Annotated in this window: 31 protein-coding genes, 4 tRNA genes, 1 pseudogene and 1 riboswitch; of the genes and pseudogenes, 16 read left to right on the top strand and 20 right to left on the bottom strand. The window is 45.7% G+C overall.

All coding sequences use genetic code 11. The features are described 5' to 3' along the window. Nucleotides 1–53 precede the first annotated feature (53 nt). The 3 genes and pseudogenes from QL234_RS02890 to QL234_RS02880 form a co-directional block, all read right to left on the bottom strand. Nucleotides 54–230: pseudogene (locus QL234_RS02890) on the bottom strand (DUF1289 domain-containing protein); the annotation flags it as partial. Between the two features lie 126 nt (nucleotides 231–356). Continuing rightward, complete coding sequence (locus QL234_RS02885; protein WP_281556346.1) at nucleotides 357–1,913, bottom strand: SulP family inorganic anion transporter; 1,557 nt, start codon at nucleotides 1,911–1,913, stop codon at nucleotides 357–359. Nucleotides 1,914–2,183: 270 nt separating this feature from the next. Next, nucleotides 2,184–2,852 carry a GntR family transcriptional regulator gene (locus tag QL234_RS02880; RefSeq protein ID WP_281556345.1) on the bottom strand — a complete coding sequence of 223 codons (669 nt, stop codon included), beginning with the start codon at nucleotides 2,850–2,852 and terminating at the stop codon, nucleotides 2,184–2,186. Between the two features lie 188 nt (nucleotides 2,853–3,040). Here QL234_RS02880 and QL234_RS02875 point away from each other — a divergent pair, with 188 nt between their 5' ends. Then, complete coding sequence (locus QL234_RS02875) at nucleotides 3,041–3,409, top strand: hypothetical protein (RefSeq protein WP_281556344.1); 369 nt, start codon at nucleotides 3,041–3,043, stop codon at nucleotides 3,407–3,409. A 215-nt stretch (nucleotides 3,410–3,624) separates the two neighbouring features. On the opposite strand, the gene trmB is transcribed toward QL234_RS02875, so the two are convergent. Together trmB and QL234_RS02865 are read right to left on the bottom strand one after the other, a co-directional pair. Beyond that, nucleotides 3,625–4,374, bottom strand: a complete 750-nt coding sequence (gene trmB / locus QL234_RS02870) for a tRNA (guanosine(46)-N7)-methyltransferase TrmB (protein WP_281556343.1) — start codon at nucleotides 4,372–4,374, stop codon at nucleotides 3,625–3,627. Between the two features lie 91 nt (nucleotides 4,375–4,465). Next, entirely contained in the window at nucleotides 4,466–4,804 is a 339-nt protein-coding gene (locus QL234_RS02865; protein WP_281556342.1) for a YggL family protein, read from the bottom strand. Nucleotides 4,805–4,938: 134 nt separating this feature from the next. Between QL234_RS02865 and mutY the strand changes: the two genes are divergently transcribed. The 7 genes from mutY to QL234_RS02830 all read left to right on the top strand — a co-directional run bounded on the left by mutY (nucleotide 4,939) and on the right by QL234_RS02830 (nucleotide 7,390). After that, nucleotides 4,939–6,012: an A/G-specific adenine glycosylase gene (gene mutY, locus QL234_RS02860; protein ID WP_281556341.1), complete on the top strand. Its 1,074-nt coding sequence runs from the start codon at nucleotides 4,939–4,941 to the stop codon at nucleotides 6,010–6,012. Between the two features lie 66 nt (nucleotides 6,013–6,078). Beyond that, entirely contained in the window at nucleotides 6,079–6,351 is a 273-nt protein-coding gene (locus QL234_RS02855; protein WP_044835353.1) for an oxidative damage protection protein, read from the top strand. Between the two features lie 12 nt (nucleotides 6,352–6,363). Continuing rightward, nucleotides 6,364–6,654: a TMEM165/GDT1 family protein gene (locus tag QL234_RS02850; RefSeq protein WP_281556340.1), complete on the top strand. Its 291-nt coding sequence runs from the start codon at nucleotides 6,364–6,366 to the stop codon at nucleotides 6,652–6,654. A 147-nt stretch (nucleotides 6,655–6,801) separates the two neighbouring features. After that, a tRNA-Phe gene (locus QL234_RS02845) sits at nucleotides 6,802–6,877 on the top strand. 118 nt (nucleotides 6,878–6,995) lie between these two features. Beyond that, a tRNA-Thr gene (locus QL234_RS02840) sits at nucleotides 6,996–7,071 on the top strand. 142 nt (nucleotides 7,072–7,213) lie between these two features. Beyond that, nucleotides 7,214–7,289 (top strand) — tRNA-Thr (locus QL234_RS02835). A gap of 25 nt (nucleotides 7,290–7,314) precedes the next feature. After that, nucleotides 7,315–7,390: transfer RNA gene (locus QL234_RS02830), tRNA-Phe, on the top strand. Between the two features lie 106 nt (nucleotides 7,391–7,496). On the opposite strand, the gene QL234_RS02825 is transcribed toward QL234_RS02830, so the two are convergent. The 12 genes from QL234_RS02825 to QL234_RS02770 form a co-directional block, all read right to left on the bottom strand. Further along, nucleotides 7,497–8,744: a cyclopropane-fatty-acyl-phospholipid synthase family protein gene (locus QL234_RS02825; RefSeq protein WP_281556339.1), complete on the bottom strand. Its 1,248-nt coding sequence runs from the start codon at nucleotides 8,742–8,744 to the stop codon at nucleotides 7,497–7,499. A gap of 22 nt (nucleotides 8,745–8,766) precedes the next feature. Next, nucleotides 8,767–9,549, bottom strand: a complete 783-nt coding sequence (locus QL234_RS02820) for a DUF1365 domain-containing protein (RefSeq protein ID WP_281556338.1) — start codon at nucleotides 9,547–9,549, stop codon at nucleotides 8,767–8,769. Continuing rightward, nucleotides 9,549–10,817 carry an FAD-dependent oxidoreductase gene (locus QL234_RS02815; protein ID WP_281556337.1) on the bottom strand — a complete coding sequence of 423 codons (1,269 nt, stop codon included), beginning with the start codon at nucleotides 10,815–10,817 and terminating at the stop codon, nucleotides 9,549–9,551. Before QL234_RS02815 ends, QL234_RS02820 begins: the two co-directional genes overlap by 1 nt. After that, nucleotides 10,814–11,539 (bottom strand): SDR family NAD(P)-dependent oxidoreductase, encoded by a 726-nt coding sequence (locus QL234_RS02810; RefSeq protein ID WP_281556336.1) that lies wholly within the window; start codon nucleotides 11,537–11,539, stop codon nucleotides 10,814–10,816. Before QL234_RS02810 ends, QL234_RS02815 begins: the two co-directional genes overlap by 4 nt. Next, the gene (locus QL234_RS02805; RefSeq protein WP_281556335.1) at nucleotides 11,536–12,015 is read right to left on the bottom strand and encodes a nuclear transport factor 2 family protein; all 480 of its coding nucleotides are present in this window, start codon (nucleotides 12,013–12,015) and stop codon (nucleotides 11,536–11,538) included. Before QL234_RS02805 ends, QL234_RS02810 begins: the two co-directional genes overlap by 4 nt. 206 nt (nucleotides 12,016–12,221) lie before the next feature. Beyond that, nucleotides 12,222–12,908 carry a ChrR family anti-sigma-E factor gene (locus QL234_RS02800; RefSeq protein WP_281556334.1) on the bottom strand — a complete coding sequence of 229 codons (687 nt, stop codon included), beginning with the start codon at nucleotides 12,906–12,908 and terminating at the stop codon, nucleotides 12,222–12,224. Beyond that, nucleotides 12,889–13,527 carry a sigma-70 family RNA polymerase sigma factor gene (locus QL234_RS02795; protein ID WP_281556333.1) on the bottom strand — a complete coding sequence of 213 codons (639 nt, stop codon included), beginning with the start codon at nucleotides 13,525–13,527 and terminating at the stop codon, nucleotides 12,889–12,891. The genes QL234_RS02800 and QL234_RS02795 overlap by 20 nt, the downstream gene beginning before the upstream one ends. Before the next feature lie 47 nt (nucleotides 13,528–13,574). Then, nucleotides 13,575–14,150, bottom strand: a complete 576-nt coding sequence (locus QL234_RS02790; protein ID WP_281556332.1) for an LON peptidase substrate-binding domain-containing protein — start codon at nucleotides 14,148–14,150, stop codon at nucleotides 13,575–13,577. Between the two features lie 81 nt (nucleotides 14,151–14,231). Beyond that, nucleotides 14,232–14,789 carry a DUF3833 domain-containing protein gene (locus tag QL234_RS02785; protein WP_281556331.1) on the bottom strand — a complete coding sequence of 186 codons (558 nt, stop codon included), beginning with the start codon at nucleotides 14,787–14,789 and terminating at the stop codon, nucleotides 14,232–14,234. Further along, nucleotides 14,786–15,325, bottom strand: a complete 540-nt coding sequence (locus tag QL234_RS02780) for a chalcone isomerase family protein (protein ID WP_281556330.1) — start codon at nucleotides 15,323–15,325, stop codon at nucleotides 14,786–14,788. The genes QL234_RS02785 and QL234_RS02780 overlap by 4 nt, the downstream gene beginning before the upstream one ends. Continuing rightward, entirely contained in the window at nucleotides 15,300–15,812 is a 513-nt protein-coding gene (locus tag QL234_RS02775; protein ID WP_281556329.1) for a DUF2878 domain-containing protein, read from the bottom strand. The genes QL234_RS02780 and QL234_RS02775 overlap by 26 nt, the downstream gene beginning before the upstream one ends. A 302-nt stretch (nucleotides 15,813–16,114) precedes the next feature. Beyond that, nucleotides 16,115–16,717, bottom strand: a complete 603-nt coding sequence (locus QL234_RS02770) for a MarR family transcriptional regulator (RefSeq protein ID WP_281556328.1) — start codon at nucleotides 16,715–16,717, stop codon at nucleotides 16,115–16,117. A 142-nt stretch (nucleotides 16,718–16,859) separates the two neighbouring features. On the opposite strand from QL234_RS02770, the gene QL234_RS02765 reads away from it, so the two are divergent. Beyond that, on the top strand, nucleotides 16,860–17,450 hold the full coding sequence (locus tag QL234_RS02765; RefSeq protein ID WP_281556327.1) for a carboxymuconolactone decarboxylase family protein: 591 nt from the start codon (nucleotides 16,860–16,862) through the stop codon (nucleotides 17,448–17,450). Nucleotides 17,451–17,519: 69 nt separating this feature from the next. Here the strand turns inward: QL234_RS02765 and QL234_RS02760 are convergent, their stop codons facing one another. Continuing rightward, complete coding sequence (locus QL234_RS02760; protein WP_281556326.1) at nucleotides 17,520–18,194, bottom strand: PEP-CTERM sorting domain-containing protein; 675 nt, start codon at nucleotides 18,192–18,194, stop codon at nucleotides 17,520–17,522. A gap of 186 nt (nucleotides 18,195–18,380) precedes the next feature. Continuing rightward, on the bottom strand, nucleotides 18,381–18,995 hold the full coding sequence (locus QL234_RS02755; protein ID WP_281556325.1) for a DUF99 family protein: 615 nt from the start codon (nucleotides 18,993–18,995) through the stop codon (nucleotides 18,381–18,383). Nucleotides 18,996–19,098: 103 nt separating this feature from the next. Next, nucleotides 19,099–19,297, top strand: a riboswitch (FMN riboswitch). A 98-nt stretch (nucleotides 19,298–19,395) separates the two neighbouring features. Here QL234_RS02755 and ribB point away from each other — a divergent pair. The 7 genes from ribB (at nucleotide 19,396) to QL234_RS02720 (ending at nucleotide 25,206) form a co-directional block, all read left to right on the top strand. Beyond that, complete coding sequence (gene ribB, locus QL234_RS02750; RefSeq protein ID WP_281556946.1) at nucleotides 19,396–20,055, top strand: 3,4-dihydroxy-2-butanone-4-phosphate synthase; 660 nt, start codon at nucleotides 19,396–19,398, stop codon at nucleotides 20,053–20,055. A gap of 57 nt (nucleotides 20,056–20,112) precedes the next feature. Continuing rightward, on the top strand, nucleotides 20,113–20,883 hold the full coding sequence (locus QL234_RS02745) for a GNAT family N-acetyltransferase (protein ID WP_281556324.1): 771 nt from the start codon (nucleotides 20,113–20,115) through the stop codon (nucleotides 20,881–20,883). Between the two features lie 423 nt (nucleotides 20,884–21,306). After that, on the top strand, nucleotides 21,307–22,179 hold the full coding sequence (locus tag QL234_RS02740; protein WP_281556945.1) for a LysR substrate-binding domain-containing protein: 873 nt from the start codon (nucleotides 21,307–21,309) through the stop codon (nucleotides 22,177–22,179). A 184-nt stretch (nucleotides 22,180–22,363) separates the two neighbouring features. Next, nucleotides 22,364–22,972 (top strand): hypothetical protein, encoded by a 609-nt coding sequence (locus QL234_RS02735; protein ID WP_281556323.1) that lies wholly within the window; start codon nucleotides 22,364–22,366, stop codon nucleotides 22,970–22,972. Between the two features lie 42 nt (nucleotides 22,973–23,014). Continuing rightward, the gene (locus tag QL234_RS02730) at nucleotides 23,015–23,194 is read left to right on the top strand and encodes a hypothetical protein (RefSeq protein WP_281556322.1); all 180 of its coding nucleotides are present in this window, start codon (nucleotides 23,015–23,017) and stop codon (nucleotides 23,192–23,194) included. 235 nt (nucleotides 23,195–23,429) lie between these two features. Beyond that, nucleotides 23,430–24,308, top strand: a complete 879-nt coding sequence (locus QL234_RS02725; protein WP_281556321.1) for a kinase — start codon at nucleotides 23,430–23,432, stop codon at nucleotides 24,306–24,308. 175 nt (nucleotides 24,309–24,483) lie between these two features. Further along, the gene (locus QL234_RS02720; protein WP_281556320.1) at nucleotides 24,484–25,206 is read left to right on the top strand and encodes a YebC/PmpR family DNA-binding transcriptional regulator; all 723 of its coding nucleotides are present in this window, start codon (nucleotides 24,484–24,486) and stop codon (nucleotides 25,204–25,206) included. A 33-nt stretch (nucleotides 25,207–25,239) separates the two neighbouring features. Here the strand turns inward: QL234_RS02720 and QL234_RS02715 are convergent, their stop codons facing one another. Then, the gene (locus QL234_RS02715; RefSeq protein WP_281556319.1) at nucleotides 25,240–26,193 is read right to left on the bottom strand and encodes an ABC transporter substrate-binding protein; all 954 of its coding nucleotides are present in this window, start codon (nucleotides 26,191–26,193) and stop codon (nucleotides 25,240–25,242) included. Between the last annotated feature and the right edge of the window lie 59 nt (nucleotides 26,194–26,252).

The raw sequence follows: 26,252 nt of genomic DNA, 5'->3' as shown, positions 1-26,252 counted from the left end.
TGCTGTACGATAACCACTTCTTCAGCAGGCACTTTAGGTTTATTGGCATTATCCCGGCGCCTTTTTCTTTGCCGGCACCTTTTGATCACCTTTTGCCGGTCACCGCAACTTAAATTTAACCAGCTCAGACGCTCTTCACGGGTGCGCATACAGCCCAGACAATAACCTTTATCATCTGTCTGACAAACGCCGATACAGGGGCTGGGAACATCAAAAAACTCGAGTTGCATATTTATAGTGCTGTTCAAGAATAAAAAAACGCCGATAAGAAAAGTATACCTTATCGACGTTTTATTTAAAGATGCTTAACCTCAGCCCATCCGGGGATTTATTCCCCCGGAATAAAGCTTTGGCTATTAAGCTAACTTATCAGTGGCAATGTGATAATCAGGATCTTCAATAACATTCACTTCCACCAGGTTGCCTGCTTTTTTCAGCAGCTGGCGACACTCAGGGCTTAAGTGTCTTAAATGCATAGTTTTATTCCGTGACAAATATCTTTCCGCCAAAGTATCTATGGCTTCAATCGCAGAATGATCGGCAACACGGGCATTTTTAAATTCGACAATCACATCATCGCTGTCCTGATCCATTTCAAACTGCTCTAAAAAGTTGCTGATAGAGCCGAAAAATAACGGACCGTTAACCTCGTATACCGTTGAACCTTTGTCATCAACCGTGCGGTTAACAACAATATGTTTGGCATGCTCCCAGGCAAATACCAGCGCGGAAACGATAACCCCGACCACAACGGCTATGGCCAAGTCGGTAGCCACGGTAACACCTGATACCAGGATGATCACGAAAGCATCGGCTTTTGGCACCTTGTTAAGGATACGGAAGCTTGACCATTCAAAGGTACCGATCACGACAATAAACATAACACCAACAAGGGCTGCCAGCGGTATTTGTTCAATCAAGCCGGAAGCAAACAAAATAAAGCAAAGTAAAGCCAATGCCGCTGTGATACCGGATGCCCGGCCACGACCACCGGAATTAACATTGATCATCGACTGGCCGATCATGGCACAACCGCCCATACCGCCAAAAAATCCGGTAGTGGTATTGGCAACACCCTGGGCAATACATTCTTTGTTACCACGTCCGCGGGTTCCGGTTAATTCATCAATCAGGGTCAGGGTTAATAACGATTCAATCAAACCGATAGCGGCAAGTACCAAAGCAAAAGGTAAGATAATTTTAAAAGTTTCCAGATTAAACGGCACCTGGGGAATAGCAAACTCAGGGAAGCCGCCGGCTATTGAAGCTGCCGGATCATTAGTCATATCACGGACAAAATCAACGACAGTGCGAGCATCTAAACCTAAACTTTGTACCAATACCGTTACCACAACAATGGCCACCAGCGAGGAAGGCACAGCCTTGGTTAATTTCGGCAAAAAGTGAATAATTGCCATGGTCAAGACAATCAAACCGGCCATGGTAAATAACTGGTTGCCTTGCATCCATACCAGCTCACCGGCATCATTGGTGACTTTAAACTGTCCCAGCTGAGCCAGGAAAATAACAATTGCCAGGCCATTAACAAAGCCGAGCATCACCGGATGCGGTACCAGGCGAATAAACTTACCGAGTTTAAAGACCCCCGCCAATATTTGAATTACCCCGGTCAGCACCACAGTGGCAAACAGATATTCAACCCCGTGTATCGCAACCAGGCTCACCATCACAACCGCCATGGCACCGGTAGCACCGGAGATCATTCCCGGGCGACCACCGATAGCGGCGGTGATCAGACCCACCATAAAGGCGGCATATAAACCCACCAGGGGCTCAACACCGGCAACAAAGGCAAAGGCTACCGCTTCGGGAACCAAAGCAAGGGCAACGGTAAGGCCCGAGAGAACATCGTTCTTCAGGTTAGATACTTTACTTGCATGTAATTCAAACATCACTATCTCATGTAATTTAAAAGTACAAGGTACTATAGGTGAAAAACGACTGATTATCCGGCTGAGCAGCGATTAAACCTGGCAACAGGATAACAGACAGCCTCGCCTCTATTTTTTAATAACCTTAAGAATAGGCTAGTAAAGTAAATAGAGGTATTAAAGGCTTGTTTTCGGGTTTTTAGAGGGCGGGAATACTATAGGCTGTCATGAGTAAAGTCAATAACAGCTTAATAATACAACAACAGCAAAAATCACATAAGATATTGATACTTAAGAGTTTGCAGTCTCTCTACTTAATAAAAACTCTTTGATTTCGTCACGGGAGCCTAAAATATGCTGTTTCAGTACGGCAATGGCTTTTTCCGTTTGTTTTTCTTTACAAAGCATATAAAGCTCATTGTGTTCTGATTCTGCCTTTGAAATACCACCGGCCCATAACAAGTGCATGCGGATATAGCGGTCGGCATTTTTATTTAAGGTATTAACCAGATCTTGAGTTTGCGGGCGTTTAGCACCGGAATACAAGCAATTATGATAATTGGAATTCAGCTCGCTCCAGGTATTAACCGCATTTTCCTTACCCAACGCCTGTCCCAGCTGTTGCAATAAGACCCCGGCCTGCTCCAGTGTTTCTTCAGTTAAATTAGGAATAGAAGCCGCCAGTAAATCAGACTCTAACATTGCCCTGAGCTCAAACAGCTCATCTACCTGCTCGACATTAAGCTCGGTAGCCGTGGCGCCCTTATGGGGCTCAAAAACAACTAAGCCTTCCCCTTCCAATTGCAATAATGCTTCGCGCACAGGAATACGGCTAACATTTAATTCCTCAGCTAAGGCCGCCTGACGTAATGGCTGCCCGGCTTTAATTTCACCACTGAGTATTTTTTCTCTGAGGGTTTCAACCACCAGCTGTGTTCTTGTTTTATATACTATGGTCATAATTACTTTCCTAAAATTGCTGAGGGCATTATATACCCAAGCAAGTGCAAAATGCAGCCAGACATTGCACAATTAACCTTTATTGGACAAGTTAATGCTCTTTCTCATTTACTCTGTGTTAGCGCAATCAGCCGCCTGCTGTTATTATGCATGGGTATAGCAAAGCATATCAATTTGGAAGTTTTACTGTGGAAGTTATCCTAATATTGGCAGTTATTGCCCTTGGGGCATTGGCCTGGCTTATATATCAACTGTTGAGAGCGAAAAAATTCACCCGGTTTAAGCAAACCTTAGAACAGGAAATCAAGCCTAAGGTGGTCCGGCACATCATAAATGAATTAAATGAAACCAGAAGCGAGCTTTTTCCCAATAATGAAGCCCACCAGCAGGCAACTATCTATTACTGGTGCCAGTATAAAAGCAGAATTTTACAGGCGGCCCTTAACCGTGAAATTATTGATGAAAACTGGTTAAAACAAACCGGCAACTGGCGTAACAGCCAACATTTGTTTCATGTAGAAGCCCATGTGTTATTTACGGGAAAAACGCCCCAATAAAGGAATAATACGGCCAGGAGCAGAAAACACCTGCCCAAGCCCCCTCAAACGCTACCAAGAGATGCAAGACTCTAGCAACAAATAACTCATATCACAGTACATAACCTTTACGCTCTCTCCGGCCGTTCTGCACCAGAACTCACGATTATTCCAAAAAATGGCGGATCAAAAAACGCATGCCAAAGCATGCGTTTTTTTGTCTGCCTGAAAAGCTATTAATCAATTTTTTTAAACTGAAGGTCCCAGACACCATGTCCTAAGCGCTGACCGCGGTTCTCAAACTTGGTTAAAGGCCTTGAATCCGGACGGGGCACATAATCTTTCGTTTCAGAAAGGTTCTCATAACCCGGGGCGCTGCTCATGTCTTCAAGCATACACTCGGCATAATTTTCCCAATCGGTCGCCATATGGAAAACACCACCAATTTTTAACTTCTGGCGTATGGTTTCAACAAATTCAGGCTGAACGATACGGCGCTTATGGTGTTTTTTCTTATGCCAGGGATCCGGGAAAAACAACTGTACTGTGGTTAACACATTATTGGGAATACAATCGGCAAGGATTTCAATGGCATCGTGCTCATAAACTTTCAGGTTGGTTACTTCTTGCTCCTGTGCCAGCGCAATACAAGCGCCAACCCCAGGGCGATGCACTTCTATACCGATAAAATTTAATTCAGGGGCATTTTTGGCCATTTCCACCAAAGACTTACCCATGCCGAAACCGATTTCCAGCACAACAGGGTTATCATTCGCAAACAAAGCCTTGGGATCTATCATGCCATCGCTATGATTAAGTCCCATAGTGTCCCAGTGTAATTCCAATGCCCTGCCCTGAGCATTTGTTAACCGGCCTTCGCGCTTAACAAAGCTGCGAACCTTACGAATATACTTACCTTCCTGCTCGGCCTGTTCTACTGTTTTATGCCTGTTTTTGCTTTCAGGTTGTTGTGCTTTTTCCGTCATAACGCTTCATGAATGATAAATTTTGGGGGCGGTATTATCCGGGTTTCTTGGGCGAAACTCAAATGATCCGGACATAAAAAATGCTATAGGGTTACTCGGCCCACCAAACATCATAAAGCTCACTGACGGAAACTGATTCAACACCATTGTTATTTAACCAGTTTTCAACAGCTACTCTGTGTTCTTCGGTACACTTGCCTAATTTTTGCGTGCAAATTAGCCCATGCCAGATCAAGTCTCCCTCACCGCCATAACCTAAACCATTAGGCTCGATAACCTCGGCAAAGAATTTATCAATAAAACTGTCGATGGCTTCGCCATCCGTGCCTTCTTTTAATTTCCAGGCAACATCAAAACCTAATTCCTGAAATTCATCGACATGTAACTTTTTACGCAGGCGGCGGTTACGGTTCTTTGCATTGACCTTCATGCTGTTTCTCCAAAGGGTATTCATTTTTTCAAAACGAGAGCATAGAGGGAAAATACCACTTTGCCAAGGAAAATCAGGCAATAGCGGCGACTAAGATTGTGAGCGGGTTTTAATTTGGTTACACTGCCCCCGTTATGACAAATGAAATTACCCTATCGGCCAAATCGGCCCAGTTATTTAGCCGGCAAGTACTTGACTGGTACCAGCGCCGGGGCAGAAAACACCTGCCCTGGCAACAAAATAAAACCCCGTACCGCGTATGGATATCTGAGGTTATGCTGCAGCAAACCCAGGTAACCACGGTTATCCCTTACTACCAGAGGTTTATGGAGAGTTTTCCGACCATCACAGCATTGGCCCAGGCCGATGAAGATACGGTATTACACCACTGGACCGGCCTGGGCTATTACGCCCGCGCCCGTAACCTGCATAAAGCCGCCAAAATAATTGCCGAGCAATACCAGGGAAAGTTTCCCGAAACCATAGAAGAAGTCGTCGCCCTGCCCGGCATCGGCCTTTCCACCGCCGGCGCCATTCTCTCACTGGCGCTGAACAAGCACCATGCGATATTAGACGGCAATGTAAAACGGGTTTTAGCCCGCTGTTATACCTTAGACGGCTACAATGGCCAGGCAAGTTATGAGAAAAAACTCTGGCCAATCAGCGAAGCGCTAACGCCAAAAGAGGGGGTAGCGCAATTTAACCAGGCGATGATGGATATCGGCTCGCTTATTTGCACCCGCTCCAAACCAGATTGTGAAAATTGCCCGCTGGTATCCGGCTGTCTGGCCTATGCCGGCAATGAGCAGGCCAACTACCCACAAAAGAAACCCAAGAAAAAAATCCCGGAAAAGTCCACCATTATGGTGATCCCCAGGATAGAGCACAGGGTGTTAATGGAAAAACGCCCCCCGGCGGGGATCTGGGGCGGACTCTGGTGTTTTCTTGAGATTTCCCATAAGGATGAGTTGCCGCAATTAATGCAATCGTTAAACCTGGAAATTACAACCAGCCAGGAATTAACCCCGTTTCGCCATACCTTCAGCCATTTTCATTTAGATATTCAGCCGCTGGTGGTGGATTGCCATCAGCTTTTGACACAAGAAATCAACGAAAATAGCCAGCAACAATGGTATGATCTACACGCTCAGGCGTCGGTTGGTTTTGCCGCCTCAACGCAAAAGTTAATTACCCTGCTGGAGCCTTAAAAGGCTGCGCTCAAAAAGCAGCACAATAACAAAACGACATTTAGTACAAACAGAAGAGACATTATTATGAGCCGCACAGTTTTTTGCCAAAACCTCCAAAAAGAAGATCAGGGCCTGGACTTTCAACTTTACCCGGGTGAGATCGGCAAACGTATTTTTGACAACATAGGTAAAGAAGCCTGGGGAAACTGGCAGAAAAAGCAAACCATGCTGATCAATGAAAAGAAAATGAACATGATGAACCCGGATGATCGCGCCTTTTTAGAAAAAGCCATGGTTGAATATTTATTTGAAGGTAAAGAGCCGGAAATTGAAGGCTATACCCCACCCGAAAAATAGGCTGTAAAATAAATGGCATACGTACTTGCATTCGACTGGAAAGTCTTCCTGACCATTTTCGCCTCGGTGTTTATTGCCGAATTGGGGGATAAAACCCAGCTGGCGACTATGCTGTTTGCCACCGATAAAGATGTCAGCAAATGGATGGTATTTGCCTCCGCCTCCTGCGCTTTAGTGGTGGCAAGTGCCTTTGGCGTCTTGGCAGGGACTTTTTTATCCGGTTATATCAATGAAAAAATACTCGCCTATATCGCAGGAGCCAGTTTTATTGTGATTGGCCTCTATACCATATATAGCGCCTGATCTCCTTGTGTCCGTGTTTCTGCCTTTAAAAGCAGCGAAGCGCTGAAAAAAACAGCGAACAAACATTTTTTGAAAAAAAACAGTTGACGGAAAAAAGGAAAAACAGTTTAATAGCGCCCGTCTTCAAGGCAAAGCCAAAAAGACAATGCCCAGATAGCTCAGTCGGTAGAGCAGAGGATTGAAAATCCTCGTGTCCCTGGTTCGATTCCGGGTCTGGGCACCATATTTTGAGGTGATGATTTTACTTGGACAAGTAATAAAAAGAATCGTTAACTCGGTGCCAAAATATCAGGTAGCTTATTTTTAAATAAAAAACTTGATATTTGCACACAGTTTTGTGTGCCGACTTAGCTCAGTTGGTAGAGCAACTGACTTGTAATCAGTAGGTCGCCAGTTCGACTCCGGCAGTCGGCACCATTTTTATCTCTGATAAAGAGTAAGCTCTAGCCTGAGGTTAGAGCTTTTTTTCTTCCAAGAATTAGTGACATCATTGATGTTATTGATTCGGTGCCAAGATATTTAGCTTTTAAGAAAGTAAATATCGCACACAGTTTTGTGTGCCGACTTAGCTCAGTTGGTAGAGCAACTGACTTGTAATCAGTAGGTCGCCAGTTCGACTCCGGCAGTCGGCACCATTTTTTCGCTCTGATAAAGAGCAACGCCTTGATAGCTCAGTCGGTAGAGCAGAGGATTGAAAATCCTCGTGTCCCTGGTTCGATTCCGGGTCAAGGCACCATCTTCTTAAGAAGAGAAAACCTTAACAGCAATGTTAAGGTTTTTTTTTGACTGCAGTTTACCTCTTAGGCAGCACTGTATGTTTTCGCTATTGAAAAGAGCAACAATTATTTTCGAAAAACCACCTGTACCGTACTGATGGCACGCTCTAAAAAGGCCCCTTCGCAATAGCCGAAATAATACAGCCACAGGCGTTTAAAGCTTTCATCATAACCAAGCTCGGTTAATTCCCGCCAGGAGTCGAGAAATTGTTCGCGCCAATGAGCCAGTGTTTTCGCATAATGCAGGCCGATATCATCTATTTTCTCGATGACCATATCGGTGTGTATTTGGGTGCGGCGGGCGATTTCGGTAATAGAAGGTAAAAAGCCGCCGGGAAAAATATAACACTGAATAAAATCGACATTATTGCGGTAATAATCAAAACGCTGATCCGCTATGGTGATCGACTGCAACAGCATTTTACCGCCGCTTTTTAACCTTAGGTTGCACTGGCGGAAAAAACTTTCCAGATAGTCATAACCAACCGCTTCGATCATTTCTATCGACACCAGCTTGTCATATTGCCCGCTCAACTCCCGGTAGTCTTTTTGCAGCAAGGTAATTTGCCCGCCTAAGCCTAACTTGTCGATCTGCTTACGGGCATATTGATATTGCTCCCGGGAAATCGTGGTGGTGGTTACCTTACAGCCGTAATAGAGCGCCGCATATATAGCCAGCCCTCCCCAGCCGCTACCGATTTCCAATAAATGATCGTCTTCTTTAAGTTCGAGCCGCTGACAAATGGTTTCAAGTTTATGGTACTGGGCCTGGGACAGACTTGCCTGTGGCTTGGGATATATGGCCGAGGAATAAATCATTTGCGGATCTAAAAAGCGGCTGTAGAGTTCATTGCCGAGATCATAATGGGCAGCGATGTTTTTTTGAGCGCCGGCTTTGCTATTGCGGTTGGCCCAGTGCAATAAGGCCTGCTGAATACCTTTAAACCAGTTTTTACCACTTTCCAGCTGATCTGTCATTTGCTGCGCCCGGGCAAAAATACGGATCACGGCGGTAAGATCCGGCGAAGACCACTTGCCCGCTATATAGGCTTCACCGGCGCCGATACTGCCTTTTAGCACCAAATCACGGTAGGTACTGGGATCATGCACCACAAGTTTAGCGCTAAGCTCCTGGCCATTGTCACCTGGCGCTATTTGCCCGGCTGACTGACCAAACTGTGTTTTATTATGGCCTTCGATAACTTCCAGTGAGCCGTCATTGATTTGCTTTAGCACCTTAAACACTAAATTTCTGCAGCGCTGCTCGAACCAGCCGGATTTACCCTTGATGGCAATTTCTACAAGATTTTCCACAATCAACCCCTACGCCAAAACATTATGATGTTTCCTTTGATGCCTGATACGAAATAAACGGCACCCGTTTGATAAATAACTTAAGTGCCTGCCAATAAATACCGACAAGGATCTTAAAGGTCATGGCCGGCATACTCAGCCATAACCGGAATAAACTGTTCGAGCTCAATGACTGCTTTTTAAGGGCTAAACTGACATCAAATAACTTTTCGTTACTCGCTTCCCTGCTTTGCTCGACTTTATTCTCAATATGGATCGCCAGCCCGGAGCTGCTTTTCCCCGGCGGCCTGATTCGCCAGTGATATGCCATGGCCAAATCCATAAAAGGTGAAACATGAAAGTTCTTTTTCGTCACCTTGCTATCCTGCGCCGCCATAGCCACTAGATAATAATGTCGCTGGTTCCAGGGCGTATTACTCACTTCTACCAACACATATTGGCATTTGCCTTTGTGGTCATAACAAAAGTAAAAATTTGCCGGGCTAAAATAAATGCCGAAACACCTTAGCTGAACCAGCATCATCACTCTGTCTATTGCCTGGCTTGCCCCTAACTCCCTGACTTTATTTTTAATACGTGCTTTTAACGATCCGGGATCACCCCTTAAATAATCTTTTTGACAAAATCGCATCGGATAAAACCAGGAGTAACCAAAAGGCCCCTGTGGTTTAAGCCGGCCATTGAGCTCATCGACATCAACAGCCAGCATGTAGAGAGCATAGCTGAACTGGTTTTTAGCCGGTTTAAAGCGGCGATGCCTGACCTGGCCGCGATAAATGCAACTGTTTAAGTTATTGTCTGCCATCACGCTTGCCGTCCGTTAAGAAAACAGCCAAAGCGTGCGGCCACATCCAGCGCACTCCTTACGCCATCTTCATGGAAGCCATTGTACCAATAGGCGCCGGCGAAATGGCTTTGACCCTTGCCGCAGATAGACAACCTTTGCTGCTGCGCCTTAAGGGCAGCTAAAGTAAAAACGGGATGATGGTAAACAAACTCTTTTAAAATTTTAGACTTATCAATCAGCTGGCTTTGATTTAAGGTCACGCAAAAAGTTTGCTCACTCGTTATGCCCTGCAGGATATTCATATTATATGTAACACAGGCCGGTTGACTGAGATCCCCGGTTAATTGGTAATTCCAGCTGGCCCAGGCTTTTTTCCTTTTAGGCAGCAGGGAAATATCCGTGTGCAATACCACCTGATTGGCGCTATAAGCAATGGCGCCAAGCACGGCTTTTTCTGCGTCGCTGGCATCGCTTAACAAGGCCATCGCCTGATCTGAGTGACAGGCAAGCACCACATCATCAAACTCCTGCTGGCGGCCGTCGGCAAAATTTACTTGTACCCGCCCATGCTGCCGGGTAATGCCGCAGATCCCGGCATTGACATATATGTTATCGGCAAACGGCCGACATAAAGGCGCCAGATAACTGCGTGAACCTTTGGGGATCACATACCATTGCGGCCGGTCGCTGATGTTAAGCAAGCCATGGTGGTAAAAAAAGCGCACAAAAAACAACAACGGGAATTCTTCCATCTTTTCCAGCGAACTTGACCATATCGCCGCTCCCATAGGTAAAATATAATGTTCGGTAAAAAAGCGGCTAAAACCATAGGCTTTTAAAAACAGTCCCAGGGTATCCTTCTGGTTAAAGTTTTGTGCCTGATAATGCGCTTTGCAAAGTTTATTAAAACGTAAAATTTCCCGTATCAGCTGCCAGAAAACCGGCCTGACAAGGTTACGTCGTTGTGCGAACAGGGTATCGAGGTTGTGGCCGTTATATTCCAGCCCGGACTCGGGATTTTTCACCGAAAAGCTCATCTCAGTTTCCTGTTTTTCCACCCCGATTTCATCCAGTAATGCCAGAAAATTAGGGTAGGTTTTGTTGTTAAAAACAATAAAACCTGTGTCTATGGCATAATCCCTGCCGGCCAGGGAAATATCCACCGTTGCCGTGTGTCCGCCGATAACTGCCGCTTTTTCAAAAACACTGACCTGATGCTTTTTCGATAACAGGTAGGCACAGGTCAAGCCTGAAATACCGCTGCCGATAATGGCAATATCTTTCATGACGCCCCCTTCCTTGTGATGAGCTTTTGCCAGAGCTTATCCGGCAACAGCGCCAGTAATTTCAATACCAGGGTTAAGCGCCAGGGAAAATGCAAATATTGCTTACGCTTGCTCACGGCGGTAAATATCTGCCTCGCCGCCTGTTCACTGCTTTGTATAAAGGGCATGGCAAAGGTATTTTTATCGGTAAGCGGTGTTTTAATAAAACCGGGATGCACCAGGGTGACGGCGATATTTTCCGGGACAAGGTCGATACGCAAACTGTTGGCGAGATAATCCACCCCGGCTTTTGAAGCGCCATAGGCTTCGGCTCTTGGAAAAGGCACCAGCGTGGCGCTGGAGCTGATAAAAACAAGCTGACCGCCGCTACTTAACTTGGGCAACAGATATTGCAATAAAAACCCCTGGGAAATCAGGTTAGTGGTGATAATACTGGCAAAGCACTCGCCATCAAAGGTTTTAACCTGGTCGATATAGGCACAGTCCCCGGCATTTAAGATCAGGATGTCCAATTGCTCTACCTCTTTGGCGGCCTCCTGTATTTCAGTGTCTCTGGTAACATCAAAGGCCAACACCCGGATGTTCTTATAAAGCTTAAGATAACCGGCAAGTCTTTCACGATTACGGCCGCAGGCAATGACATAAAAGCCTTGCTGGTGGTATTTGGCCAGCAAAGCTTCTCCTATCCCTGAAGTCGCCCCGGTAATCAGTACGGTTTTCATTGCCCTGCCCGCGCTTTCAACCAAAGAATAAGGCGTCCCAACAACGGAATATGCTCGTAAATCATTTGCCCGAGGTCGAGGTAATCCCGGTGATAAATCACCTTATCTTCCTTACCCATCAGCAGGGTGTGGCCTTCAACCTGAATTTGTCTGCCTTGATTTAAACGCTTGTGGGCAAATTCCATCTGCCAATAAACGGCCGCCTGATTGCCGTCTTGCACAATTTGGGTGATACGAAAGCGGCAGTAAAAAATATTTTGATAGAGGCGGTCAAAGTAGGCGGATAACTCCTGTATTCCCTTGATGGCATGTACCGGATCCTGGAAAATAATATCCTGATGGTACAGCTCAGCCAGGATTTCCAGGTTATCCGCACACAGGGACTGATAGATGGTGATAAACTTATCCAGCCAGACCGGCATTAACTTATCCTCTTCAATAATTTCCACAGACACTGCTTTGTAGCTGCTTAACACAATGAGCTTCCTTATCTTGCTTCGCTAACAAATAAATAGTTGATAATTAATATTTTTACTATTTATTTTGCTGACGTTTTACCTTTGTCCGGTAAATACTTACGAATGAAAGCAGGTTTTGGATCACCTGTTCGGGATCTGCAATTGAAATTTACCCGCTTTATCAGGCTCTGATGCTACTCACTGTGTTTAGCGGCGCGAAAGCGCTAATAGATCAAGGCGGCAATAGGATTGAGTAATTTGTTTATTCCCTGGGTGAAGTGCAGGGCATCACTTACCACGGTATAACATAAGCAACCTTGCTCGGACACTGGGGTATGGGTATGGCGGCCATCAAGCATCATAAAATCCCCGGGAACATAACTGCCCTGCTCATCGTGAAACTCTCCCGCCAACAGCAGGGTTAATTCATATCCTTTATGGGTATGCTCTGGCACCGAGCCCCCGGGCTGCAAGTGCAACAAACTGGTATGTATCGGCCCTTCCCCGAGCAACAAACGTGCACGGGAGAGCTTGCCCAAATGGCGAAACTTGCCCAGCTGCAGGTTTGCTATCGCCTGTGGCAGGGTAAACTCCTGTCCGTGAAGAGTAATTTTTTTCGGTATGCGTAGCGGAACAGGCGCAATTTGCTCATCGGCAACAATCACCTGGATCATATCATCATAATCCGTCTCGGCCTGCTGACAGCTATCAACGCCACTGCTGTTTATATCAGCCGATAATGCCTCTCGGCCAAAGCTTTTCATCGCCTGCTCCCTGGTGATAGCAGCCGTTTTTTCCTGGCAAAGGGGGCACATATCAACATGTATGGCAATTGCAGCAGACAGGGATGCGGCCAGCTCGCCGCCGGCAAAAGCCTTAAGTAAGGTCTCTTTAGGATGATGCCTGATCATTATCGTCTCCTAATTGCAGCTTTAATTTCGACAGCGCCAAACGTAACCTTGATTTAATGGTGCCAAGCGGCAAGTCCAACTGCCGGGCAAGCTGCTCTTGCGACATTTCCAGGAAATAGAAGCCTTTTACCACCATTTGCTGGTTTTGCGGCAATTGCTCCAAACAGGTTAACATATGTTTTTTCGCCAGGTGGTCGGCAAAAATTTCCCCTTCTCCGATATTGCGCTCTGCCAGAGGCCAGATATCATCACTGAGATTATCTTCTTTGTTGGCCTGTACTTTTCTGAGCATGTCAAAACTGACATTACGCATGATGGTGTACACCCAAGTGGTCACGGCCCCCTTATCGATATTAAACAAATGCGCTTTGCGCCAGACAATGGCCATGGTTTCCTGAAGCACTTCATTGACCTGCTCGCTATTATTAAACCGGGTGGCGGCTACACGCTTTATCTTAGGGGCAAAAAATTTAAACAAGCTGGTGAAAGCTTGCTTGTCCCTTTTTAAGGCTATGGCAATAACGAACCGGGTTAGCGTTTTATTATCAAAGTCGGCAGGCATAGCTATAGGTTTAATACCTTCCTGATTTTTTTGCAACGCGCCGCTGATAACTTGCATAACTCAATAGCCGCTAACCCCTTTGTTAACCTAATACGGTGCAGGAGTCACTTTAGATCACTTAACCTGAGATTATTTTCCGACAAGATCATCGAAAGCAGCAGCAAAGCGCTGTCATAGGATGACGCCTTAAGAAAATGTACTTTATGCTGGTTGGCAATGGGCAATAACTCGAGCCAGCGGGCCAGCACCCAATTCGGCTGATCGATAAAATCGCCGCTATAAAGGCCTGATAAGCCTTCACTTTGCATGAAAAAGGCTTGCAGTAACCGACTAAAGACCCTGGTCAGTTGGTCATGCCGGTGCTCGGGCCAATGCTCAAGAGGAGCGATACTTCCCCACATCAGGTTATCCTGGTCCCGGTAGGCTGCGCTGATGGCAACAAGCCCTTTGCATCTGACATCAAGCAGCAAGAAGCCGTCATCACCGGTGCCAAAGTTGGTGATCTCGACCCAACTGGCCACCGGCATACTGTCGCCATGCCAGGGGTCGAGTAAAATAGCAAAACCATTTTCTTTTGAGGCGATTTTTACCATTTTCAGATAGCGCGGTTCAAAGATTTTTAACCGGGTCATGCCCTGGGGCAACATAAACACAGGTAATGGAAAAATTGGTAGCTTCATGCCAGCCCCCTGCAAACACATGTCCATCAACCCCGGCCAAATCCGGGATTGAACCATAGCGAGATAACAATAACGGTTAAATCAACAGTGACGTAAGGGCTGCTCTTTATCGAAAAACAGCGTGATTTCCGCCAGGGTAATACCGAACTTTTTCATTTGTGTTTTGTTAAACACCCGGTAATCATCAATGCGGTACATCCAGTCATCGAGATCAAACTGATAAGACTCACCGTCTATATCAAGTGCCAGGCGGTATTGCCACCTGAAGGCATAACCCAGTTGCTGCCCGCCGGCAATACCTATAACATCCTCAGCCTGCCCCAGGTATTTACCGCCCCCCTGACGGGTTAAACGCCAGTTTCTGCGGGAGACTTCGCCGTCTTTAAAATAAAACACTTCTTTTAGCAAGCCTTGCTCCTGCTGCCAGCTTCCTTCAAGTTCAACACAAAAACGCCGCGTCACCTTGAGGTTATAATCCTGCACTATACCCCAGGCGATCACCGGCCCGGTAAAGTAGCTTTGAATATCCAGCACAGGTGTACTGTCCTGATAGTGGTTAATATCATTGGAGCAACTGAAAAGCCCTAAAAGCAAAACCAGCAAAAACTTTGTCTTGAGTAACAACAATAAAGGCTTCATGGTGATATCCCCAACAGCGCTTTTCTGATCCCTGGCCGGCTCGTTCTCGGGGATAACCAGATATCCAAAAACATCCCGGCGAACTTTTCATCCCTTATCTTGCCCAGATAGCGGCCATTAAAATAAAAAGCACTGCCGCTGCCATCTGAAAACAAAGTTAAGGTATCCCCGGCACTGACATCCGGCCACAGGGCTTTGAGGTAGGGTAAATATTGCTGATAATCACTTTCCGCTATATCCAGGTGCTGCCATTGCTCCAGGGTTGCCGAGACTAGTTCCTTGCGAGAAATATCTCTTTGATAGTTGATTTCAAATAACAGCTGCTGTTCATCCCGGCTAAACCGTCCTGAAGACGTATATAAACGGCTTTGATAAATATCCCAGAACAATACCGAAAGTTGCGCCTGCCCCACCAGTTGCAACCGGCTCCTATCTAAAACCACAGCATCAGGGCCATTGCCGTGAGACAAAATTCTCGCCGGCAAAACTGAAAATGAACAAGCAAAAAGACTAAGCGTAATGAATATTATCTTCATGGGCCTGGTTCACTCCTGTCCAGATACTTAAACGAAAAAAGAGCATCATTAACTGGCTCCAGATAAGGCTGAGCAAGACTAAGGTCAACAGCGTAGAGTAACCAAAGCTGACAGCTGCCAGGGTTTTTCCCGCCAAATAACTCAGTGGCGGGAAAACAGCGCCGGCCAAAAATTGCAGGGCGGTACGACCTTGCAAGAATTTCAGGCTGGCATTTAAGGTTAAGGAAAAACTCAGCCATATCATGATCAGCCAAAACGGCACAATGAAATCACTTTGCACAAACTCAAAGACCCCGGCATGCATCAGTAAACTATCGGTAACAGTACCGAGCAAGGTCACCAACAGCACATAGCAGGCCTCCCTTTTGCTATTACGGCTAAAATGCAAATGCAAAACCGCCCACACAGGCACCAGCAAAGCAAAGCTATTACCCCAATAGATACAGCCAAACCACATCAGGTTAAAAATAAGCGCATTAATCAGCATAATGGCAATTGTTCCAGGTTTATTGGGTTAATACGCAGCAAAAGGCAAGCAGGTTCATTTTTAGCAAATAATTTTTAAAAAACGTCGGGCAGGATAACAAGCATGATTAAGCGCACGGCGAATAACCTGCCGATCTGAGATAAGTGAAGAGGTTCAATATTATGATGCCAACAAGCTGGAGGCAGCCCGTTAGCCAGATACCAGGCTTGCCGTTCCGGACGCCGCATAGTTAAGGACTTGGTTAAGTTAGAAGGTGCCCCCTTATACTCTAGCGGGGGGAGGAGCACATATTAGATAAGTGCCTATTGGCTGTTGGTTTTTTTATGCCAGCGAATAAGCTCTTTCTGATCCGCTGGTGCTTCTAAACCATTTTCAATTAACTCTGCTGCCTGAGTTGCTAAAATAGCTTCCGCTTTGTTTTCAATACGTTCAAGCATATTAAAAAATAGTGATTTTTCGCTATCCGTCAATACTTCTTCCAACAAGTTAGCCCTTTCATCCATGGCTTGTGTCAGTTTTTGATATAGCGCCTTACCTTCATCATTCAGGTATAAGTTTTTCACATTCTTTTTGCTTTCATCTTGACGGGATTCGATCAAGTTTAACACCAACAACTTTTTAACCGCCCGGCTGACAGTATAAGAATCTAATCTTGACTGGTAAGCAATATCAGCTGATTTAATCGGCATATAAGAGCCAATGTTGAGCAGTACCCGCATTTCTCTTGGCTCCAGTTCGGTTAGGTTCCTGATTTTCCAATCCCTGTCCAATGCCAATAGATTACTGACCACTGCCAGTCTAAACGGCAGGTGGGAGATTAAATCTAACGGATTCTCTACTTTGTCTGTCAAAGTAAATGCCTGACTGCGAGCTGACTTAGTGATGGGCTTAACCTTATTGAGCAAAAATTACTGTAACTCTATCATTTTCCTCATCTAAATAAAAACCTTCATTATATTGCACTTGCAACAACATTATTGTTGCATATGCAACATACAGATCATATAGTAGTTTAAATTAGCATCATTTGATAAACGGAGAACAGATATGCCCTTAGTAACCCCGCTAGCGCCTGACGCAAATGAAGACGTTGCCGAACTGGCAAAGTTTTTTAATGAAACCTTAGGCTTTTGTCCCAACAGCGTATTAACCATGCAACGCCGGCCAGCCATTGCCAAAGCCTTTATTAACCTGAATATGGCGGTAATGGAAAATAAAGGCAGGGTTACTGCCGAGCAAAAACGTTTAATCGGTTATATCACCAGTGCCAATACCGGCTGCCGCTACTGTGAAGCCCATACTATCCTGGCAGCAGAGCGCTATGGTGGCAGCGAAGAGCGCCTGGAAAACATCTGGTCATTTCGGGAAAGCGACCTCTATAGCGAGGCAGAGAAAGCCGCTTTTGAACTGGCTTTAGCTGCCTCAAGCGTGCCTAATGCGGTAACAGATGAGATCACCGCAAAAATGCATGAATATTGGGATGACGGTGAAGTCGTTGAAATTTTAGGGGTGATTGCATTATTCGGCTATTTAAACCGCTGGAATGACTCTATGGGCACGACCATGGAAGCAGGCGCGGTAGATGCCGGTGAACGTTTGCTTGCAAACTCAAGCTGGAGCAGGGGAAAGCACATCTGATAGCTCATCAAAGAAAAACACAAAAAAGCACCGAAAACACGGTGCTTTAATTAATCAAAGTAATTTTAATTATTGCTTGGTAAACCGACGCAGCCCAAAACCTGCCAGCGCTAATGCAAAAATAGCCAAGGCCGGTGGCTCCGGTACCTGAGCGGTTGAACGATACATTAGCCAACCTATGGTGCCTGAGCTTGACCACAAACCATACTTGGAAAAATTATCGCTCACGGCAATGGTGCTATAAGTGTTGATTTTCCGGTTATCCTCACCGTTATGTAGATATAACATTCCGGCCTGGTTATCCGTTAAGGTATCATCATAAAACCACGCCGTTTCTGTTCCGCTGCTGCCGGAATCCCCAAAAAGAGCTTTATATTGTGGACTAGTATACGAACCGGTGTCGGCACAATTGAGGATTATAGTAACATTATCGCTACAGCCGTGATCAGCCCCGCCATATAAGGCATCAAGGAACAAATTAGCATCATCGGCCCCGGCAATAGTCCAACCGGCATACGCACCTGAAGCTATCTCAGCTAATGTCTGGGCATGGGTAAGATCTGCTAACAGATCCCATCTTAACCACTCACGGTCATTTAAGGTATCGGTGATAACATTGGTTGAGCCGTCATCGTTACTGGTTAAGGCGCCGATAGTGATCAAGCCGGCATTGGCGACATTAAACAAGCCACTGACACACAAAATCAGTCCCGCCAAGGGCAATTTTAAAAATTTTAATTTCATTTATTTTTCCTACTACACTTTTTCATGAAAAAAGATGAAAGATTGACGTTCAACTGAGAGATTTTAGCCCCTTTCAGTTGCACAATAATACAGCAAGAATCGAACCAAAGAAAAATATTCTGGAATAAAAATCAGCTTGCGCTATAAAGTCAGTACCCGGGTTAAAAATATCAATGAAGCTGGATTTTAAGCACTATTACTGCTTTGCCCCGTTTTAACCGCGGCACCGATTAAATGGGCCAGGCGCAAGGTTTCCGGCACATTACCGTTGTCGGTGACTTTTTCCAGTAATAAACCCGCCGTTTCAGCCCCGCAGCCCTTTACCTGATAGACAAAGGTGCGTTGCTTTTCATCAGCAGCGGTTGTGGTGTAAGTAAAAATATCGCCGGCAGCAGCCAAAGTCGCTAAACGAAACTCGGCATCATCAAAACGACTCAGTACTTGTTTCACCGCTGTAACATCCGGCTGTTTACGCATAACCGCAATACAAGGTAACTGCAGAGCTTCATTTAATTCTTCCAGGTTGATCAGGTTAAAACCACCAATGGCGATACCGTCGAGCAGTACCGCATGCACCTGCTGATAAAACTTGCTGGGTTTAAGCATATTAATCAGCACATCTGTAGCATCGACCCCGTCTTTACTGGCCTCTCCCCATAACATGCCTTCAAAGCGGGTATTGGTACAAACAATCCCGGAAATATTGACTTTGCTGCCCGCTTGACGGTTAAAGGGAGCATCATCAAAGCCTATGGTACGTAACTGCTTATTTAACCTTATAACTTCTGCCAGTGACTTCATTTTTTCTTGATACCTACAGCCATTACTTGAAAAAAGAAAAATTTTACTAAATAACTTTAACAGCTATTTAATTGCCGATAAAATCCCCGGTGCCTTAAATGGCATAATTCTTCAGGGCGGGGTGGAATTCCCCACCGGCGGTGATTAATTTGTAAAAATTATCAGCCCGCGAGCGCTTTACCGTGAGTTGCAAACATGTGGTAAAGGTCCAGCAGATCCGGTGTAAATCCGGAGCCGACGGTTCAGGGTAAAATCGTTATCTCAGCGATAGTCCCGTAAAGTCCGGATGGGAGAAGAAAAAATGACAACACAAATCCACTATCCGGTTTACCGGGTGGTGCTTTTTGTGCTGCCATTAACTTTCCTCGTTCCCCTGAATTTTGAACATCAAAATCAGGAGATTAACATGAATATCAACCTTAGCCAGTTTGGCTTAACCCCACGAGAACGCATCAATAATGCCTGTCGAGACCTTGGTCTTGGCAAAGCCGTAGTGCTTATGGACGATCCGAATCGTGAAAACGAAGGTGACTTGATTGTTGCCGCCGAGCTTATTAACCCAAATAGCATGGCGCAATTAATCACCGACTGCTCAGGCATCGTTTGCCTGGCGTTAACCGAAGAAAAGTTAAAACAATTGCAGTTACCTCAGATGGTAACCAATAACTCCAGCAAAAATAACACCGCCTTCACGGTTTCCATCGAAGCAAAGCAAGGGGTGACCACAGGAGTTAGTGCGGCGGATCGTGTGCAAACCATAAAAACAGCAATAGCGGCAAGTGCCCACCCGGATGACTTGGCACATCCCGGCCATGTGTTTCCCCTTAAGGCTGAGCCCGGAGGTGTGCTTTCCCGTCGGGGCCATACCGAAGGAGGCGTAGACTTATGCCAACTTGCCGGGTTATCACCAAGCGCCGTTTTATGTGAATTAATGCATAAAGACGGCACTATGATGAAAGGACAAGACCTGGTGGAGTATGCCTTAAATCATCAGCTGGTCTTGCTGACCATAGAGGATATCGCTGAGGTGCTGCTTGATGAAAAATCCGATGTAGCCTAGGCCCACAAGGTGGAATAGCTGATATCCGGTTATTCCACCTTTTTTAAAAGTATTCCCATGCAACTATTAAATAAGCAGGCTAGCAAAACATTAATTGATAAAATCTACGGCTTATATAAGCGTGTCGACCTTACCTTTGACAGTATTCTTGATTCAGGCATGTGCCAGATATATGCAAACAATGCCCTTAGTCCCGATGTTTTCGTGATTAAAAATGGCATTTTTTGTCTTTTAGGCGGCAATAGCGCCCATCAAGATGCCGGGCGCATAATTAAGGTGTTATCAACTAATTCAATATTACTACCCGGCCCGCAGCAGTGGCTTGATAAACTACAGGCCAGCCGGCACATTGAACTGGAAAGCCTTACGCGTTATTCGATGTCTCATCAAAGCCTTTGTATCGAGGAGCTAAATCAATGGATTGCCAAGTCCGGGGCTAATACTACGATTTTCGCCATAGATGAAAGCTATGCCAGAGCGATCAGTAAAAGCGAACAGTTCGGCTACCACTTACAAAACTTTTCCTCTGCAGAAAATTTTCTCGCCCGGGGAATAGGTTTTGTTGCTTGTATAAACAAGCAAATTGTTGCGGTCGCCTCTTCCGCTTTAGTATGTAATAAAGGCATTGAGATCAATATCATGGTAGATGAAAAACACCGGGGTAAAGGTATAGCAACCTCCCTTGGCGCTACCTTAGTAAAAACATGCTTAACCGCCAAGGTCATTCCTCATTGGGATGCAGGTAATGAAGCCTCATTAAGGTTAGCGCAAAAGCTTGGCTATACACGGCGAGAAAGCTATATTGCCTATCGTATCAAAACAGGATAACTCAAGCATAAAGCCCTGAAAGCCCCTTGCAACAGATGAAAAAAATTAATCCCGGTGGTGAATTTTACTCGTTTGTACTTAAGTGCACCTTGTCATAAGCTGAGTTTGATTTTGATTTCCCCCGATTTCAAAAATCGTTGTTTCATTGCGGGCATAGTTTCTATGCCCTTTTTTTATGCCTTCTCTTATCTACAGATCATATTCTCAGTTGCCTTATCTCTAAGCCAAGAGAAACAGCATTAACCTCAGACTAAACAAAATGCACCACCATGGTGCAAAAATCATTTTTTATGTACTCCCTGAGCACCCGGATTAAAACAAAAAACAACTAATAACTTAAAAAACAACAACATAAGAAATGGCCTTTGATTTGCTTTTTGATGTTAGCTTAATTAACTTACTAATAATCATAAACTTATGGCCATTCAAACACCTATACGCGGTTTACGCTCTTTTTGTATTGCCGCAAAATGCCTCAGCTTTAAACATGCCGCCGCCCAGCTTTTTTTAACCCCTTCTGCGGTAAGCCACCAGATAAAACAGTTAGAACAACAAGTCGGCATTCAGTTGTTCCAGCGACAAACCCGCGCTATAGAATTAACCAACGCCGGCAGACAGTTTTATCAGGCCATTGAACCTTTGATCGCCGAACTCGAAACCACCATAGCCCAGTTCAGCAACAACAAACAAAACAGCACTATCACCATCAGCTTGCCGGAGTTTTTTGCCAGTGAACTTTTTGTGCCTAAATTAAATGACTGGGCGAAACAACACCCGCAAATAAATTTACAATTGGAAACGGTAAAATCATCCAGCGACCCCCTCAAAGCCAGCGATTTGTCGATTGTTTTAGCCGCCAGCAAACCCAAAGGCAGCCAGGTCGATGATCTTTTCCCCGTCTCTTATGTACCGGCATGCAATACCAAGTTATATCGGCAGCTGTCACAAACAGGATATCAGGCATTAACCTCGGTTCCCCTGATCCTGCACAGCTCCAGGCCCTGGTCCTGGCACCAATGGGCCGAACGCTGTCAACTGGATGACTTTAACCCTAAGCAAATCATCCAGTTTGACAGTATGTTCGGCGTTGCCCGCGCCGCCCAGCAGGGAGTCGGCATCGCCCTGGTACCTTTGCCTATCAGCCAGGCCTGGTTTAATGAACAACTGCTGGTCAAATTATTCGAACACGAGCTGCTTACCAAAGACCGCTATTACCTGATCCGCCAGCATAACCTGGCTCCGGCCCCCGACCTGGACTCCTTTACCGACTGGATCAAAACAGCCTTTAGTACATAAGCACCAGCCGTATTTCCCCCAGTAATTGCCGGCGATTGCTATAGCTGAAATTAATTCATCTGACGGCTGTTTTTTTATCGTTTGTCGAGAGTTTGTCCTTTGTCTTAGAGTAAAGATGTCAGCAGTTAAATGACATAACACAAGAGATTTGTCTTAGCGATATTGCTCACAAAAGGAAGAGACCATGAAAACAGAGACAACAGATAACAAAGCAGCTTTTACCAAATCAAGATTCATTAAAGTAACAACGGCAACCGCCCTGCTCACTGTGCTTTTGGCAACATCGGCATTTGCCAATATACAGGCGGCCACCGCACTTGCCGGATTTAAAATAGCCGTCATCGACGGCAGCAGCGGCTCAGCCAAGATTTTAGCCGGTGACTATCAAAAAGGGCTTGAAGAAATCACCGAAGATTATCACCAAGATACCAATAACAGCTATGCCTGGGAATATGAGCTGGGCTTATGCGTGGCCAATTTAAAAATGCAGCGGTTATCAGCAGCAGAAACAGCTTGTAGCAGGGCAATCACAACTATGCCCAGACACATGAAGCGCAGCAGAAAAGGCAGATACCTGCACTCAATCGCCTTAAGCAACAGAGGCATAGTACGCTATATTTCAGCCGACTTTTCCGGAGCGTTAACCGACTTTAATGCGGCGATGGCTATCAACAGAAATTCCCTGGTTGAACAAAACCTGGCGCAGCTTACCAACAGCTTAACCATAGCTCGCAGCAAAACAGCTGTGGATACTTTTACGGCAACGGCTTATGACAAAAGCCGCGCAGAGTAACGGCAGTACTTTATTCATCCTTAGCAGCACAAGGAGAACATTATGATATTTAAACTCACATTCCTTAAAGCAATCACCGTATTTAACAGCATGAAAACAACCAGGCTCTCGGATATGATAGATTTTTACCGGCAACTAAAACACCTGGCGATCAGCCAGTGGGACGTGGAAACAAAAGAAATCAACTTAGCCAGGACCAGGTTACGACAACAAATTCATTAACTTAAAAGGCAGGTTATGCTTTTGATGATAACACTTATCCAATGAGGGCCTGAATATCAATGCCGATACAGGCCCTGTGCCGCTAAGCCCTGTCAATTCACTCTTCCTCGCAGTTAATTAAAGAATAAATTGTCACCGACACAAAATTTGGGTTATAACTCAATAAAGTGGCTTTAACATTTCACTTTGAAAGCTTTTATTTTAGTGATTGTTTTACGGGCAAAAGGAACTTGAGTTGCAGACATATCTTGCAGATTTTCTCCAAAAGAATCAGCTATCCCCAGATTACCTGCTCACGGCAAAGCAGCATTTTACCCCTTTGGTAAAGGCAATCGTACAAACACGTCAAGCCAGTAACAAGCCAGCGGTTTTTGTCGGTATTAACGGCTGTCAGGGCAGTGGTAAATCTACCCTGTGCGATTATATGACCCGGGTATTGATTAACGAACACCAGCTAAATACCATCAGCTGCTCCCTCGATGACTTTTACCTGGATCAGCTGCAAAGGCAGCAACTGGCAAAATCGGTACACCCGTTATTAGCCAGCCGCGGTGTTCCCGGCACCCATGATATGCTTCTGCTCAGCGACACCCTGAAAAAACTGGCAAACGCGGATACCGGCTTTTCCCTGGCGAAATTTGATAAAGCAAGCGATAACCCTGTCCCCCACAGGCTTTGGCCAACAGTAAGTGCAAAAACAGATATCGTGCTTTTTGAAGGCTGGTGCTGGGGAACCCCGCCGCAGCAGGAAAATGAACTTTGGTTTCCGGTAAACCGCCTTGAACAAGAGCAGGATCGCCAGGGCATATGGCGAAAATTTGTCAATCACCAGCTGGCACAGTTTTACCAGCCGCTATACCGCTACATGGACTTATGGCTGATGCTAAAAGCGCCGTCATTTGACTGTGTTTACCGCTGGCGCCTGGAGCAGGAACAAAAGCTCAGGCAAAAGCTTGCCGACGCATCAGGCAGCAATAACATCATGACAGATACCGAGATAGCCAACTTTGTCCAGCATTTTCAACGTTTGAGCCAGCACAGCCTGAACACTCTGCCCGGCAAGGTCGATCACCTGCTCACCCTCGACCGGGATCGCCGGATTATCCAAAGCTAAATTCCCCCGGCTTAAGGCATATCAAAGAAAAATCACGCAAACTGCCGCCAGGCACTGGAAAATAACCGCCGGAGGCTGTTAAAATCCAAAGCAATTAAATTTTCCATACCAAGTGATTAACAATTCCCAATGGCGAATTGATCCCTGGTTATCATTAGCATGAGAAGCAATTCAGATGGGCAGAGCTTACCAAAACCGTAAATTATCCATGGCCAAAACGGCAGGCCAAAAAACCAAAGTTTATTCCAAATTCGGAAAAGAAATTTATGTGATCGCCAAAAATGGCGGTACCGATCCCGACGGCAACCTGGCCCTGCGCAGCACGATTGAAAAAGCGAAAAAAGCTCAAGTACCTGCCCACGTTATCGAAAAGGCGATTGAAAAAGCCAAAGGTACCGGCGGCGAAGATTATGTACCGGCGCGCTACGAAGGTTTTGGCCCGGGTAACTGCATGGTGATCATCGATTGCTTAACCGACAACGGCAATCGTACCATCAAAGATGTACGCCAGTGTTTCACCAAGACCCATTCAAAAATCGGTTCCTCGGGCACGGTTTCTCATATGTTTAACCACCAGGCGGTATTCTCTTTTAAAGGGGATGACGATGAAGCGGTTCTGGAAAACCTGATGATGGCAGACATCGACGTCACCGACGTTGAGTTGGAAGACGGCATTATTACCGTTTATGCACCGCATACCGAGTTTTTCAAGATCAAAACCGCTTTCGCCAACGATATGCCTGAGTATGAGCTTGAGGTAGAAGAAATCACTTTCGTACCGCAAACCTACACAGAAATTTCCGGTGACGACGTTGAAATGTTTGAGAAATTCCTGCATATGCTTGAAGACTGTGAAGACGTCCAGGAAGTTTATCACAATGCTGAAATTGCCGAGTAAGCAATAATACCAGTCTAAACAAAGGGCTGATGATCAGCCCTTTGTTGTTTTTACAATCCCTGCTTCCCCTTTAAAACAAGCCAAATCAAACCAGGTTTGCCATTGCCTGGCATACAAAACCTTCCACCGGCTGGCCGCCTCATGTTCAGACAAATTATCAACAACAACCAGAGCCGAGGCTTCCGATATCATTTCAGTGGTAAAACTCACTTCAGCTAAGGCTCGGTAAAGACAAGGATAAAGCTGTTTTAACCGCCTTGAAGTCACCTTTTTGATCCAGCCAGCCGCCGGGGCACCACAATCCATCAGCATACCGGGGTTTCTCCCCCAGCTTTCCTCGGTGTGGCAGTCACGATGAAAAGGGGGAAAATCAATGAACTTGCCACTTAACCGGCTATCGGTCCAATTCGGTGTCCAGTTATATATAACAATAGGATGCTGCTGCTTCATTGCCCCTCTTAACATACGCCATATAGCATGGTCATCATCAAACCTCTTGATGATAAAATTAAGCTTAAGCGCCCGGATCCTCGGACCTATATATCTGTCCCAGGGACCGGCATACAGCACCCCTTTACCTTGTGAGCCCTGATGGCTAAAAAGGGGAAAACAATCCCGCAATGCCTGCCAGGCCGGCAACCCTGGACATAGCTTTTCTACATAATCCGGATACCACCACTCTTCCCTGCCTTGTGCCTGATGCGGCCCCAAATCCAGGATTAGCCCCCGGTTAACAAAAGATGCGAACTCTTCTGACATGGTTTCCTGCCAAACTTCCAACTGCAGATCTATGATATTCTGACTTAATGCTCCCCACTGATCCGCAACTGAAACCTCCTGATAGCCGATATCGATTCCCTGTTTTTCAATAACGGAGCCAATCACTCGTGACAATACCCGCTGACTGGTCCAGTTATTAAGGGCGATCACTACAGGAAGGGCCCCCTTATCTTCAGGCGCAGCCATGACCGGGCGTAAACCGGACATAAACAAACTAAGCAAAAATAGCAGCAGCAGAGGTTTCATATCAAAAATATGGCGGCATC

Origin of the sequence: Thalassomonas sp. RHCl1, assembly GCF_947387555.1 — a bacterium.
Classification (GTDB): domain Bacteria; phylum Pseudomonadota; class Gammaproteobacteria; order Enterobacterales; family Alteromonadaceae; genus Thalassomonas.
Note: the sequence above shows the minus strand (reverse complement) of the source record. Positions and strands in the feature narration are given on the sequence as shown.